This is a genomic window from Paucibacter aquatile (genome assembly GCF_002885975.1).
In the GTDB taxonomy this organism is placed as follows: Bacteria; Pseudomonadota; Gammaproteobacteria; order Burkholderiales; family Burkholderiaceae_C; genus Paucibacter_A; species Paucibacter_A aquatilis.
This window is the reverse complement of record NZ_POSP01000003.1, coordinates 995,999-1,008,142: the sequence shown is the minus strand read 5'-3', so window position 1 is coordinate 1,008,142 and position 12,144 is coordinate 995,999. Positions and strand designations below refer to the sequence as shown.

Annotated in this window: 17 protein-coding genes; 6 read left to right on the top strand and 11 right to left on the bottom strand. The window is 66.3% G+C overall.

Annotated elements, in window-relative coordinates:
• Nucleotides 1-11 precede the first annotated feature (11 nt).
• A complete protein-coding gene (locus C1O66_RS07610; RefSeq protein WP_102767327.1) occupies nucleotides 12-986 on the bottom strand; it encodes an alpha/beta fold hydrolase in 975 nt (324 codons plus the stop codon).
• A 114-nt stretch (nucleotides 987-1,100) separates the two neighbouring features.
• Here C1O66_RS07610 and C1O66_RS07605 point away from each other — a divergent pair, with 114 nt between their 5' ends.
• Nucleotides 1,101-1,589, top strand: coding sequence for a GNAT family N-acetyltransferase (locus tag C1O66_RS07605; RefSeq protein WP_207795918.1), 489 nt, complete (start codon nucleotides 1,101-1,103; stop codon nucleotides 1,587-1,589).
• A gap of 16 nt (nucleotides 1,590-1,605) precedes the next feature.
• Here C1O66_RS07605 and arsC read toward each other — a convergent pair whose 3' ends face one another.
• The 7 genes from arsC to C1O66_RS07570 all read right to left on the bottom strand — a co-directional run bounded on the left by arsC (nucleotide 1,606) and on the right by C1O66_RS07570 (nucleotide 6,041).
• Nucleotides 1,606-1,974, bottom strand: a complete 369-nt coding sequence (arsC, locus tag C1O66_RS07600) for an arsenate reductase (glutaredoxin) (RefSeq protein WP_102767325.1) — start codon at nucleotides 1,972-1,974, stop codon at nucleotides 1,606-1,608.
• 28 nt (nucleotides 1,975-2,002) lie between these two features.
• Nucleotides 2,003-2,806 carry a hypothetical protein gene (locus C1O66_RS07595; protein ID WP_102767324.1) on the bottom strand — a complete coding sequence of 268 codons (804 nt, stop codon included), beginning with the start codon at nucleotides 2,804-2,806 and terminating at the stop codon, nucleotides 2,003-2,005.
• 82 nt (nucleotides 2,807-2,888) lie between these two features.
• Nucleotides 2,889-3,566 (bottom strand): hypothetical protein, encoded by a 678-nt coding sequence (locus C1O66_RS07590; protein ID WP_102767323.1) that lies wholly within the window; start codon nucleotides 3,564-3,566, stop codon nucleotides 2,889-2,891.
• Complete coding sequence (locus C1O66_RS07585; RefSeq protein ID WP_102767322.1) at nucleotides 3,563-3,811, bottom strand: helix-turn-helix domain-containing protein; 249 nt, start codon at nucleotides 3,809-3,811, stop codon at nucleotides 3,563-3,565. The genes C1O66_RS07590 and C1O66_RS07585 overlap by 4 nt, the downstream gene beginning before the upstream one ends.
• Nucleotides 3,811-4,407 carry a DUF2975 domain-containing protein gene (locus C1O66_RS07580; protein WP_165794524.1) on the bottom strand — a complete coding sequence of 199 codons (597 nt, stop codon included), beginning with the start codon at nucleotides 4,405-4,407 and terminating at the stop codon, nucleotides 3,811-3,813. The genes C1O66_RS07585 and C1O66_RS07580 overlap by 1 nt, the downstream gene beginning before the upstream one ends.
• 132 nt (nucleotides 4,408-4,539) lie before the next feature.
• Nucleotides 4,540-5,133, bottom strand: coding sequence for a GNAT family N-acetyltransferase (locus tag C1O66_RS07575; protein ID WP_165794523.1), 594 nt, complete (start codon nucleotides 5,131-5,133; stop codon nucleotides 4,540-4,542).
• An 8-nt stretch (nucleotides 5,134-5,141) separates the two neighbouring features.
• Nucleotides 5,142-6,041 carry a dienelactone hydrolase family protein gene (locus C1O66_RS07570; RefSeq protein WP_165794522.1) on the bottom strand — a complete coding sequence of 300 codons (900 nt, stop codon included), beginning with the start codon at nucleotides 6,039-6,041 and terminating at the stop codon, nucleotides 5,142-5,144.
• A gap of 236 nt (nucleotides 6,042-6,277) precedes the next feature.
• On the opposite strand from C1O66_RS07570, the gene C1O66_RS07565 reads away from it, so the two are divergent.
• The 4 genes from C1O66_RS07565 to C1O66_RS07550 all read left to right on the top strand — a co-directional run bounded on the left by C1O66_RS07565 (nucleotide 6,278) and on the right by C1O66_RS07550 (nucleotide 9,737).
• Nucleotides 6,278-6,859 (top strand): GbsR/MarR family transcriptional regulator, encoded by a 582-nt coding sequence (locus tag C1O66_RS07565; protein ID WP_207795917.1) that lies wholly within the window; start codon nucleotides 6,278-6,280, stop codon nucleotides 6,857-6,859.
• A gap of 4 nt (nucleotides 6,860-6,863) precedes the next feature.
• The gene (locus tag C1O66_RS07560; RefSeq protein WP_102767318.1) at nucleotides 6,864-8,237 is read left to right on the top strand and encodes a cytochrome ubiquinol oxidase subunit I; all 1,374 of its coding nucleotides are present in this window, start codon (nucleotides 6,864-6,866) and stop codon (nucleotides 8,235-8,237) included.
• Nucleotides 8,238-8,248: 11 nt separating this feature from the next.
• Nucleotides 8,249-9,268 carry a cytochrome d ubiquinol oxidase subunit II gene (locus tag C1O66_RS07555; protein ID WP_102769526.1) on the top strand — a complete coding sequence of 340 codons (1,020 nt, stop codon included), beginning with the start codon at nucleotides 8,249-8,251 and terminating at the stop codon, nucleotides 9,266-9,268.
• Between the two features lie 172 nt (nucleotides 9,269-9,440).
• On the top strand, nucleotides 9,441-9,737 hold the full coding sequence (locus C1O66_RS07550; RefSeq protein WP_133155133.1) for a hypothetical protein: 297 nt from the start codon (nucleotides 9,441-9,443) through the stop codon (nucleotides 9,735-9,737).
• 92 nt (nucleotides 9,738-9,829) lie between these two features.
• Here the strand turns inward: C1O66_RS07550 and C1O66_RS07545 are convergent, their stop codons facing one another.
• Entirely contained in the window at nucleotides 9,830-10,354 is a 525-nt protein-coding gene (locus C1O66_RS07545; RefSeq protein ID WP_102767316.1) for a GNAT family N-acetyltransferase, read from the bottom strand.
• A 122-nt stretch (nucleotides 10,355-10,476) separates the two neighbouring features.
• A complete protein-coding gene (locus C1O66_RS23625) occupies nucleotides 10,477-10,656 on the bottom strand; it encodes a hypothetical protein (RefSeq protein ID WP_133155132.1) in 180 nt (59 codons plus the stop codon).
• A 115-nt stretch (nucleotides 10,657-10,771) separates the two neighbouring features.
• On the opposite strand from C1O66_RS23625, the gene C1O66_RS07540 reads away from it, so the two are divergent.
• Nucleotides 10,772-11,272 (top strand): SET domain-containing protein, encoded by a 501-nt coding sequence (locus tag C1O66_RS07540; protein ID WP_102769525.1) that lies wholly within the window; start codon nucleotides 10,772-10,774, stop codon nucleotides 11,270-11,272.
• Between the two features lie 88 nt (nucleotides 11,273-11,360).
• Here C1O66_RS07540 and C1O66_RS07535 read toward each other — a convergent pair whose 3' ends face one another.
• Nucleotides 11,361-12,083: a UPF0149 family protein gene (locus C1O66_RS07535; protein ID WP_102767315.1), complete on the bottom strand. Its 723-nt coding sequence runs from the start codon at nucleotides 12,081-12,083 to the stop codon at nucleotides 11,361-11,363.
• Nucleotides 12,084-12,144 lie beyond the last annotated feature (61 nt).

The following is a 12,144-nucleotide window of genomic DNA, read 5'->3' as shown; positions in this document are numbered from 1 at the left end:
TTGAGCTCGCTTCAGGCGAGCAGAAAGTCTTCCAGGCAGCGCGCCAGCGCCTCGGGTTGGTCGTGGTGCAGCATGTGGCCGGCATCGGCAATGCGGTGTTTTTCCAGCCGGGGCACGGCGCTGAGCCGGGCTTCGAAATCGGCACGCGGGTAGCGGTCGCCCCAGAACTGGCTCAAATCGCTGGCTTCGCCCTCGACCCAGAGTGTGGGCGCGGTGATCAGCTTCCAGCCGGCCACGATTTCATCCTTGCGGTAGAGGATGGGGTTGGCGCGCTTGTGCGCCGGGTCAGCCAGCAAATGCCAGCTGCCGTCGGCCTGCTGGCGCGACCAGTGCGGTGCCAGCCAGGCGGCCTTGTCCGGGCTCAGGCGCGGGTTGGTCTTCATCAAGCGTTGAGCCACGGCCTCGACGCTGGCGTAGGGTCGCAGCTGCGGTGCTTCCTTCAGTTCTTTCAGCCAGGTGGCCAGACGGCCCGGGGCCTGCTCGGGCTTGGCTTCCGGCAGGCCGAAACCTTCCAGATTGATCAGCCGCCGCACCCGCTCGGGCCGCACGCCGGCATAGCTCATGACGATATTGCCGCCCATGCTGTGGCCCAGCAGATCGACCGGAGCCTCGGGGCTGAGTCGGTCCAGCAGGGCGTCGAGATCGGCCAGGTAGTCGGGGAACCAGTAATTGCTGCCCGGGGCGTTGTCGCTGAGGCCGAAACCGCGCCAGTCCAGGGTCACGATGGGGCGGCGGTCGTTCAGCGCACTCAGCGCGTCGACCACGAACTGGAAGGACGCGCCCACGTCCATCCAGCCATGGACCATCACCAGCAGTGGCTGCGCGCTGGCGGTCGAATGCTCGCTTGCCGCCTCGCTGCGCCAGTGCATCAGGTGGTGGCGCAGGCCGCGCAGCTCCAGGAATTCGCTGCGGTGTGCGCGCTGCACCTGGTAACAAGGCTTGCGATCGGCGGCTTCGGTGCTTGGAGGGGGCGTGGTGGCGTTCATGGCCTGCACTGTAGGCCGAATGGCGCTGCGCCGATGTAGCTGGCGCGACAGCGGGCGCTCAAGTGCGCGATCAAACGGCCGGGCCGCAAGACCTTACCCCATTCCCCGGGCAGAATGGGGCGCATGATTTCATACACCTTGCGTTCCGCCGAGCCCCGAGATGTGCCGGCCATTGTGGGCCTGGTCAAGGAGCTGGCCGAGTTCGAGAACCTCAGCCATCTGCTGGAGCTGACCGCGGACAAGCTGCGACTGCATCTCTTCGGCCCCAAGCCTGTGGTCGAGGCCCTGGTCGGTGAGATCGGCGGTGAGGTGGTGGGCTATGCCCTGTTCTTCACCAACTTCAGCACCTTCCTCGGCAAGCCGGGCCTCTATCTGGAGGACCTGTACGTGCGCTCGGCGCACCGCCGCAGCGGCCTGGGCCAGGGCATCCTGACCCGCTTGGCGCAGATCGCCGTCGAGCGCGACTACGGCCGCTTCGAGTGGACCGTGCTGGACTGGAACGAAGACGCGATCCGCTTCTACGAGCGCATGGGCGCCCATGTGCTGCCTGAGTGGCGCATCTGCCGCCTGGCCGGCCCCGATCTGCAGCGCTACAAAAAGTAGGCCGCAGCCTTCTTCTTCAGCCGAGCAGGGCCTTCAGGCGCTCGGGCGGCCGGGCGATCACGGCGCGCTGGCCATCGCTGACGATGGGGCGTTGCAGCAGCTTGGGATGAGCGGCCAGCGCCGCCAGCAGTTCGGCCTCGCTGAGTTCAGGCCGGGCCAGGTTCAGGCTCTGGTACTCCTCTTCACCGCTGCGCAGCAGTTCCCGGGTATTGAAGCCGGGTTCGGCGGCGCGCAGCTGGCTCAGCAAGGCCTGCAGTGCGGGCAGGTCCAGCGGCGTTTTTTGATAGTCGGTCACCTCGACCTGGCGGCCGCTGTGTTCCAGCAGGGCCAGAGCTTCGCGCGATTTGGAGCAGCGCGGGTTGTGGAGCAGATGCAATGGGGTCATGGTTTCAGTGTAGGGGTGCGGCGCGCGCTCATTTGATGGAGAGGCCCTTGACGCTCAGTCGCGTATCGGCCGGAGCGATCAACCGCGCCTCATCTGGCCAGCTTTCCTGGCCATTCAAACTGGTGCAGCTGCGCGGTGGCTCGCCAGCCACGGCATCGGGGTCTTTGTCCTTGGGGTCAGCGCTCAGTGGCAGGCCCACGAGCTGACCTCTCTCGCGCCACTCGAGTTCCCAGGCCGGTTTGCTGCTGCAGATGCGAACGCCTTCGAACTGGGGGAACATAGGCTTCAAATACCAGGGCAACAGATCGCTGCGCAGCTTGTGGGCCAGGCGTGTGATGCGTCGCACCTGGCCCATGGTCAACTGCTCGGCGCGGGTGGAAATACGCAGGGAACCCTGGATGCTGGCGCTGCCGCGCTTCCAGTTGCGCGCCAGATCGGCATCCTTGCCGAGTTCCAGCGGCAGCACTGGCAGGGTGAAGGTGCCGTCGGTGGCGATCGTGATGGGTACCGAGCCTTCGTTGTGGTACAGCGCCAGCTTGGGCGCGAAGCCAGCCGGTTTGGCTTCCTTGAAGCTGAGCTTGAACTCCATGTAGAACTGAGCTTCGCCATACTTTTGCATCAGGCTCAGGATCTCATTCATCTTGCCGTAGGGAATCAGCGATCCGTCGCGCTGCAGCGTCATGGAAACGGTCTCCAGCTGCACCGGGGTGCTGGCCGCATCGGCGGGCGGCGTTGTTTGGGCTTGGGCCTGGACCTGCAGGGCAAGTGCGCTCAGCGTGATCAACAGGGCCGCGGAGCGGCGAGAGAGCGGGATTGCAGAGGTGTGGTTCATGGGCTTGTGGGCGGCGGGTGTCTGTGAATGGAGCGTGGCGCAAGTGTGGGTCTGGTCCGGTGCGGCGTGACTCACTTCTTACTTACTTCTTGCACGAGGACACCAACTTGGGTGCGCCTCGGGTCATCGGGTCGAATGCAAACAGCTGGCTGACGCGAGCGTCTTGCACGTCGTAGCAAGAGCTGCCTTGGCGGATGCGGGTGTGGCCGGGCGCAATCTGTTCCTCGGTCTGTTCGGGTGAGCCCAGCGCGCTGGCGATGCGCTCGCCCACATCGGGCCGGCGGGTGTTGCTGCGCGGGTCGAGGCGTGCCATCTCGGCGGGGCTGATCGCTGCGCCGATCGCCTGGCGCAGCGGGAGCTTGAGCTTCAAAGGCTCAGGGCTGCTGGCCGCGGGTTCGGGCGGCGGCGCCTGCGCCGCGAGGCGTGTGGTGATGGGCTCCTTGGGCGCTGTGATCGGAAGGGCTTGAGGCGTGGCGCTCTGGGCTTGGCGCGGCAAGCGGCCCGGCATTCGGATCTCGGGCGTCATGCGTTCTGGCTTTTTCTTCTTCTCCAGTTCTTGCGGACGCAGCGAGGGCCGATTGAACAAGCGCATGGTGACCCATCGCGCCTGCGGTTCGGCCTTCGCCGCGGTGTTCAGGCTGCTCTGGCGAGCCTGCAGAAACAAGGCGAGCAGCAACAGGTGCAGCAGGGCCACACCGAACCAGGCCCAGCGCCGGGTCGGGCTGCGCGGGTGGAGAAAGTCGGGGTGAGCGCGCTTCACGATTCGGCCTCGGCACCGTCGGGATCAGTGCCGGTCTCGGTGCCGGGCTCATAACGCAGCAGATCACCGGGCTGGCAGTCCAGGATGTTGCAGATGCGGCTCAGGGTGTCGAAGCGCACGCCGCGCACCTTGCCTGATTTCAGCAGCGAGAGATTGGCCTCGGTGATGCCCACCCGCTCGGCCAGCTCGCGCGAGCGCATCTTGCGCCGTGCCAGCATCACGTCCAGGGTCAGAACGATGGGCATCAGATGAACTCCGCGTTCTCTTCGGCCACCGCCTGCGCCTGCTGCATGACCTGGGCGATGCCCCAGATCACCAGGCCGATGAACAAGCTGATGAAGTGCTCGAAGCCCAGGCCCAGCACCAGCTGGCGCTGACCGGCCGGGTTGCCCAGGGTCAGCGCCAGGACGGAGAGGGTGTGGGCGACCGGCTGCGCCAGGGCGTGCACCATCAAGGCCAGGGCCAGGCGGCGCAGCCGCCGTACCGGCTCTGCCGTGAAGACCTGGCCCAGGCGGTAGGCGCCGAACAGGCACCAGACCTGCCAGAGTGCGAACAGCAACACGGCGCAGGGCAGACAGCTGGCGGCCCAGCCCCAGGCGCGCGAGGCAGCGTCGAGTTGCAGCGGGATGCTGCTGTCGCTGACCCAATAGTTGCGCGCCACTTTTTCCACCCAATCGGCGCGGCTCCACAGCTGCGCTGGCACCAGCACCAGCATGGCTGCGCCGGCCGCGCATAGCAGCTGCACCCACAGCGCCAGGCGGCGCACGCGTTCCAGCGGCTGCATTCGGGCCGATTGAGGTCGGGCAGGGCTTGGGTGCTTGGAGGTGGTGTCGGGGCGCATGGCCGGCATTCTCTCTTGATAAATTTCTGTAAAACAATAATTTATCAAAGTCGGCCAGAAAATTCACCGGCACCGCGGCGTGATGCCGGCCGGAGCGTGAGGCGCACCCAGCTGGGCTGGGTGGCTGGTTGATCAGGGCGCTTGGTCATCCGGCCAGGCCGGGTTCACCAGGTCAAAGAGCTCATGGTCGCGCCAGGCGCCAGCGATGAAGAGGTAGCGACGGCTCAGGCCAATCGGGCTGAAGCCCAGGCGCTGCAGCACCGCGCGGCTGCGCCGGTTTTCTGGCCTCACGGCCGCCTGCAGCCGGTGCAGGCGCACGCGCGGGCCAAACAGCTCGGCGATGACGGCCTGCAAGGCCTCGTGCATCAGGCCCTGACCCTGGGCATGGGCATCCAGGCTGTAGCCCAGGCTGGCATTCTGGAAGGGCCCGCGGCTCAGTTGCGAGATGCCGATCTGGCCGATCAGCACGGCCGGTGCCACGCGGCGCGCGAACCAGTAGCGCAGGGCGGCGCCGGCGGCAAACTCATCGGCGCCTTGCTGCAAGCGGGCCAGCACCACCTCGGGCGTCAGAAAGTCAGGCGGCTGGGGCGGGTCCCAGGGGGCGAGGTGTTCGCGGTTGCGCAGCTGGAAATCACGCACCGCCTCGCACAAGGCGGGGGAGGGCGCCCGCAAGAGCAGGCGGGGGCTGTGCAGCTCAGGGCTGGCGCCTGCGTTTGTCATCGTCATCGTTGTCGTCATTTCAGCTGTTCGCGTAAAAAGCCCAGCATGGCCTCGCGCGAAGCGGCCCAGGCTTCGGCATTGCCGCCGACATGCACGCCGGCGCCCGGGTTCACCCCGTTGGGCACCTCGCGGCGCAGGCGCACGGGCGCGGCTGCATCGAAGCCGTGGTACGCGCCGGTGTAGGTCTGGAATTGAACGGCGGCGCCACCGGCCTGACCGCGGCTGTGGGCGCCCAGGGCTTCGCAAGGCGCTGCGGCCGTCCAGTCGTCAGCGGCGCCCAGCAGCATCAGCAAGGGCGCCTGGGCGCGGTAGCCGCGCTTGAGTTCGGCTTCGCAGCCCGGGTAGAAGGCGACGGCGGCGCGCGGCTTGAGGGGCGCGGCTTTCGCTTCCTCATGGTCGGCGGCCGTGCTGGCCAGCACCGTGCTGCCGCCGTTGGACCAACCCAGCAAGGCGATGCGTGCCGGGTCCACCTCAGGCCGGGCCGCCAGCCATTGCAGGGCGCCCAGGGTGTCGCGGCGGCGTTCGCGCATGGTGACTTGGCGGCTGCCGATGCGCTGGGTGCAGAGCTCGCGCTCGCCGCGCGGGCTCAGGGAGTCGAGCACCAGCACATGCCAGCCTTCCTGATTCAGCAGCGTGCGGTAGCTCTGCATGCGTTCGGACAACCGATCCGCCTGGCGGCCCAGGGCGCCGCCGCAGCCATGCAGCAGCAGCACGGCCGGCCGCGCCTGGGCTTCGGCGCTGCTGGCGGCCGGAAACCAATAGCCGCTCAAGGCCAGGGGCTGACCGTCCTGCTGCGGCAGGCTGGCGATTTCCACACGGTGCGCGGCGTCGCTGGCGACAGCGGCTGTCGCGGCGCACAGGGCCAGCAGCCCCTGGAGCAGCAGGGCAAGAAGAAGTCCGGGGCGGCTCGGCATGGGGATCAGGTGGGTGGAGGCGGTCAAGGAGCGGGGAGGGGCGATGAGCCTGCCCAGCTTTCCTCGCATTATTGGCGCCCCTCATGACGCAGCAACCTCGCTGCTCGCACGGTCAAGGACTTGTGGACTTGCTGAATTTTCAGGAATTCTTGAAAATTCAGCAAAATCTTGAAGCAGATCAAATTCCTCCACCCTCAAAAGACGCCGGCTTTGCGCTGGCGCAAGGACACGCCGCCATGCAAGCCATGAGTCCCCTGGTTCGTAGTTTTGTGGCCCATTTCGGGGAAATGGGCAGCCGTTGGGGCATCAACCGCACCGTCGGGCAGATCTACGCCCTGATCTTTGTCTCGCCCCAGGCCATCAATGCCGATGAGATCGCCGAGAACCTGGAGTTCAGCCGCTCCAATGTCTCCATGGGCCTGAAAGAGTTGCAGGCCTGGCGCCTGGTGCGCCTGCGCCACCTGCCGGGCGACCGGCGCGAGTATTTCGAGGCGCCGTCAGATGCGTGGGAGATCTTTCGCACCCTGGCCGAAGAACGCCGCCGGCGCGAGATCGAACCGACCTTGTCCATGCTGCGCAATGCCTTGCTGGAGGCGCCAACCTGCGAAGAGGACCGTGTGGCGCAGGAACGCATGCGCGGCATGCACGACCTGATCGAACTGATGACGACCTGGTTCGACGATGTGCAGAAGATGGATTCGCAGACCCTGGGCCAGCTGATGAAGATGGGCTCCAAGGTGCAGAAGATGCTGGAGCTGCCGGGCCGCATCGGCCGCGCCGTCAGCGGTGTCGCGGGCAAGCCGGCTTCGGAGGTGTGAAGCCATGGACGCCCTTCATGCTCTCGACCCCGTGGTGCTGGCCCGCATGCAGTTCGCCGCCAACATCACCTTCCACATCCTGTTTCCCACCATCAATATCGCCCTGGCCTGGGTGCTGCTGTTCTTCCGCTGGCGCTGGTTGAGCACGCATCAGGAGGCCTGGCTCCATGCCTACCGTTTCTGGACCAAGGTGTTTGCGCTGAGCTTTGCGCTGGGCGTGGTCAGCGGCATCACCATGAGCTTCCAGTTCGGCACCAACTGGCCGGGCTTCATGGAGCGGGCCGGCAATATCGCCGGGCCGCTGCTGGGCTATGAGGTGCTGACAGCCTTTTTCCTGGAGGCGAGTTTCCTCGGCGTGATGCTGTTCGGCCATGGCCGGGTCAGCGAGCGGGTGCATCTGGCCGCCACCTTTCTGGTGGCCTTTGGCACCAGCCTGAGCGCCTTCTGGATCCTGAGCCTGAACTCCTGGATGCAAACGCCCCAGGGCTTCGAGATCGTCAACGGTGAGTTCCATGTGCTGAGCTGGACCGAGGTGATCTTCAATCCCAGCTTCCCCTACCGCCTGGCTCACAAGCTGCTGGCCTCGGGCCTGACCGTGGCCTTTCTGCTGGCCGGCCTGAGTGCCTGGCAGCTGCTCAAGCGCAAGAGCCAGCCCAGCACCGCCCGCGTGCTGCGGGTGGGGCTGACGCTGGGTGCGGTGCTGATCCCGCTGCAGATCCTGGTGGGCGATATGCACGGGCTCAACACGCTCAAGCACCAGCCGGCCAAGGTGGCGGCGATGGAAGGCGTCTGGCAGACCGAACGCGGCGCGCCCTTGCTGCTGTTCGCCTGGCCGAATGAGAAGTCGCGCAGCAATGAGTTTGCAATCGGCATCCCGAAGCTGGCCAGCTTGATCCTGACCCATGAAGCCGAGGGCGAGATCCGCGGGCTGGACGAGTTCAAGGGCGCGCATCCGCCGGTGGCCCCGCTGTTCTTCGGCTTCCGCATCATGGTCGGCACGGGCGTTCTGATGCTGGCCTTCAGCTGGGCGGGCCTGTGGCTGTACCGTCGCCGCGCCTGGGTGGCTGAGCAACTGCCGCGGCCGCTGCTCTGGGGTCTGAGCGGCATGGCCTTCTCGGGTTGGCTGGCCACCGTGTCCGGCTGGTATGTCACCGAGATCGGCCGCCAGCCCTTCATCGTCTACGGCCTCTTGCGCACCAGCGAGGTGGCCTCGACCACACCGGCGCCGCACATCGCCCTGACTCTGGCGGGCTATGTGACGTTGTACTTGTTCCTGATCCTGGCTTACGTCGGCGTGCTCAAGTACATGGCCGAGAAGCCGCTGGAGCATGGGCCGAGTACGCCCTCGCGCCTGACCCAGAGCCGCACCTTTGCCTGATGGAGGGCCTGATGAACTTTGCGAACCCGGATCTGAGCACGCCTGCCGGCTGGATGCCCTTGGTCTTTCTCGGCCTGATGGGCCTGTCCCTCTTGATTTACGTGGTGCTGGATGGCTACGACCTGGGCGTCGGCCTGCTGATGCTGGGCGCCAGCGATGCCCACAAGGACCAGATGGTGGCCTCGATCGGCCCTTTCTGGGACGCCAACGAAACCTGGCTGGTGCTGGGCGTGGGCATCTTGCTGGTGGCCTTTCCCAAAGCCCATGGCCTGATCCTCCAGGCGCTCTACCTGCCGGTGGCGCTGATGCTGCTCGGCTTGATGCTGCGCGGCGTGGCCTTTGACTTCCGCGTCAAGGCGCCGGCTGAGTGGAAGCCCTTCTGGAACGGCAGCTTCATCTTCGGCTCGGCCCTGGCGGCCCTGTCCCAGGGCTGGATGCTGGCGCGCTACATCACCGGCTTTGCCGAGGGCCCGGGCTACACCGCTTTTGCCTTGTTGATTGCCCTGGCCTTGGCGGCCGCCTACGCCATGCTGGGCGCCGGCTGGTTGATCATGAAGATGGATGGCGCTGTGCAAGCCCTGGCCGTGCAGCGGGCCAAGCTGGCCTGGCCGGCCGTGGTCTTGGGTCTGGCGGGCGTGTCGCTGATGACGCCCTGGGTCAGTGCCACGGTCAGCGAGCGCTGGTTCCGCATGCCTGAGCTGATCGCCTTGCTGCCCATCCCGCTGATGACGGCGCTGAGCCTGCTGGCTTTGCGCGCCATGCTGAACTCGCACCGGGTGCGTGGCAAGCTGTGCTGGCTGCCGTTTGCCCTGATGGTGGCCGTGATGTTGTTGGGCGCGCTGGGCCTGGCTTACAGCCTCTATCCCTATGTGCTGATCGACCGCCTGACGGTTTGGCAAGCCGCCGCCGCACCCAAGTCCTTGACCGTCATCCTCTGGGGGGTCTTGGTCACTTTGCCGGCGATTCTGGTCTACACATGGTTTGCTTACCGGGTATTCTGGGGAAAGTCGAGTGAGCTTCGGTATGCTTGACGCCGATCAACCCGGGTTTCACCGGGTGTGGAGCGAAATTCAGGTGGCTGCACCGCTGCCTCATCGCCCAAAACTGCAGTTCGTCGCTTTTTACTGGAGCTGACCCTGCGCCTTGGTGATACTTCGCTCCATTGATGACAGATCGCCCAAAGCAGGCGGGGGAGTATTGGAAATGCAGCAACGTCAAAAGACACGGGCAAGGCAGAGCGTCAGGCCCTTCTCTCGTGCCTGGGCCGCGCCCCTGGCGCTCAGCGCCGCTTTCCTGGGATTGGCTTTTCCGCCGGCACCGGTGCAGGCCAGCGAAGTGGTCAAGCTGGCGCGCCTGGTGGTGACGGGCAAGCGCCTGAGTTCCGCCCCGGTCGTTCGTGCCCCGGCCAAGCAACTGCCCAAGGTGGTGGTGGAAGGCCAGGCCACGCCGGAAGAGATGCGCATGGCCGATCTGCGCCGCGCACAGTTCCGCCCGATTTGAGTGAAGCCGGCGCCTCTGGCGCGGTAATCATTCCCCAAGAAGCAAAAGGCCGCGTTCGCGGCCTTTTGCTTTTTCGGTCGCTTGAACCGTCTTCAGTTCCAGCGCGGCGGATTGGGGTGCAGGCGCGCCATGGCCAGGGTGTCGACATAAACCCCGTTGCGCAGGGCGTAGGCGCGCATCAGGCCCTCACGCTGGAAGCCGAAGCTCTCGTAGAGCCGAATTGCCCGGGCGTTGTCGGCGTAGACCGTCAGCTCGGTGCGCAAAACCTGGCCCCAGTTGTCGGCATAGTCCATCAAGGCGGCCATCAGGGCCCGGCCGATGCCTTGGCCCTGCGCTTCGGCGGCGACCGAGATGCCCAGGCCCATGGCGTGGCGCCGGCGCAGAGAGGCGCCTGCCGGATGCAGGCCGGCGCTGCCAAGCACCTGGCCCTGAACCTCGGCCACCAAGGACAGATCGGTCTTGCCGGGCACGGCGTTGTCCTGCAGGCGGGCTCGCCAGAGCTCCTCGCTGGGGTAGGGCAGTTGCAGCAGGCCGGAGAAGACTTCAGGGTGGGACATCAGCTGGGCCATGGCGGCGGCGTCTGAAACCTGGCTGCGTCGGATCGTGATCTTCTCCATCGGGGGCTCCTTCGGTTGGAAAGCAAGCGCTTGTTGAAATGCGCGGGGCGAGAAAAGAAAAAGCCCGCTGGGTGGCAGCGGGCTTTTCGGGGGAATCAGGCTTGTGTGGTGAGGCCGGGCCTTCAGCTGTGAGGGGCTGCCCGCTGTTGCAGCCCCACCAGGTGTCCATGTGCATGGGCCAATAGCATGGCGCCCACGCAGGACGGCATCCGGTCCACCACCATGGCACGCTGCTGCATGTGGTGATGCTTGACGCGGCTGCGTTCAGCGTTGCGGCGAGCGGAAATGGCGGCGGAGTTCATGCGGCGCAGTATGTCGGCCCGCCCGGCCCTGGGTCAAGCGCGAGGCGATGGGCGCCGATGCAAAGCGGGTGAACTGCGGCGCGGCAGCGACAGGGGCTGCGACAATCGCGCCACCATGCCGCGCCTCTCTGCTTTGCCCACCGAGCCCCGATCTGTGACCCAGGAGGCGGCGCCTGCCGACGCAGCACCGGCGGGCAAGCGCCCGCCCTTGCCGGCCGAGCGTTTCGCCTTGCGCGTGGGCGAGAGCCCCATCGATGGCTTGGGTGTGTTCGCGGCCGAGCCGATTCCGCATCGGCGCAAGATCGGCGAGCTGCGCGGTGAGGCCATCTCGGTGCGCGAGGCGCGCCGCCGGGCCAAGGGCCGCGAGCGCATCCACATCGTCGAGGTTTCCGAAACCCGGGCGGTGGATGCCACTTTGTCCACTGACGCGCTCCGCTGCATCAACCACAGCTGTGCCGCGAACGCGGTGCTGCGCATCAGCCAGGGGCGGGTGGAGTTCTACGCCTTGCGCGATATCGAGGCCGGCGAAGAGCTGACCTGCGATTACGGCGAAAGCCACCACGAGGGGCGGCTGCGCTGCCGCTGTGGCGCGCCCAACTGCGCCGGGCGTTTGTGAGCTGAACCCGGCAGCGCTGTCGCCGGCGAGTCTGAGCTCGCCGGGTTCAGGTGCAGGGTGTCAGGTGTCAGGACTTCGACGTCAGGACTCAGGCGTCCGGGCCTTCGGCGTCGTTGGCAGCTTCGTCCCGGTCGGCTTGCTGTACCCAGAACAGGCGCAGGTCCTGGGCCGAGAACAGGGCGTCGTCCAGCAGCACGTCCTGGTCGACTTCTTCGCCTTCGTCGTAGGCTTCGGCGATATAGGCTTCGCGCTGCTCGCCCGGGGCCATGGCCACGGCGGCCACGGACATCAGCATGGCGTCCAGCATCTGGCCTTCTTCGCTTTCGCTGTCGAAGATGTACCAGGCTTCTTCGAAGTCATCGACGGCCTGCATAAAGCCTTCGACCCACATCAGGCCATTGGGCGGCAGCTGTTCCAGCTGTTCGGCGGTCAGAACGCCCTGGCTCAGCAGGTCGGCCTTGGTGGCGTCGTCGAACTCGGTGATCAGCGGCGTTAGCTGCATGGCTTCCGGGTGGGCGGCCAGAGCTTCGGGGTTGAGGCTGTCGGCGATCTCGTTCCAGCGCTCGTGCAGCACGCTCATGAACTCCTCGGTCGCGTCCTGCTCGTCCAGGGCATCGGCCCAGTCTTCGCCGAACAGCGCGTCCATGGCCTGGATGGGCGTGACCACCACCGGGCCGCAGATCAGCGCGGTCAGGTAGCCGTCGAGCATGTCGATGGGCACGGCGGTTTCGTCTTCGGGGGTGGCGGCTACGAGGATCTGCAGGAGAGCGGCCAGGCGCTCGGCGTTTTGGTGGTCAATGGTGTCGCTCATGCGGACTCCTGGTGGGGTGCAGCTGAAAAGAACAAGGGCCCATTCGCTTGGGCCCTTGCGT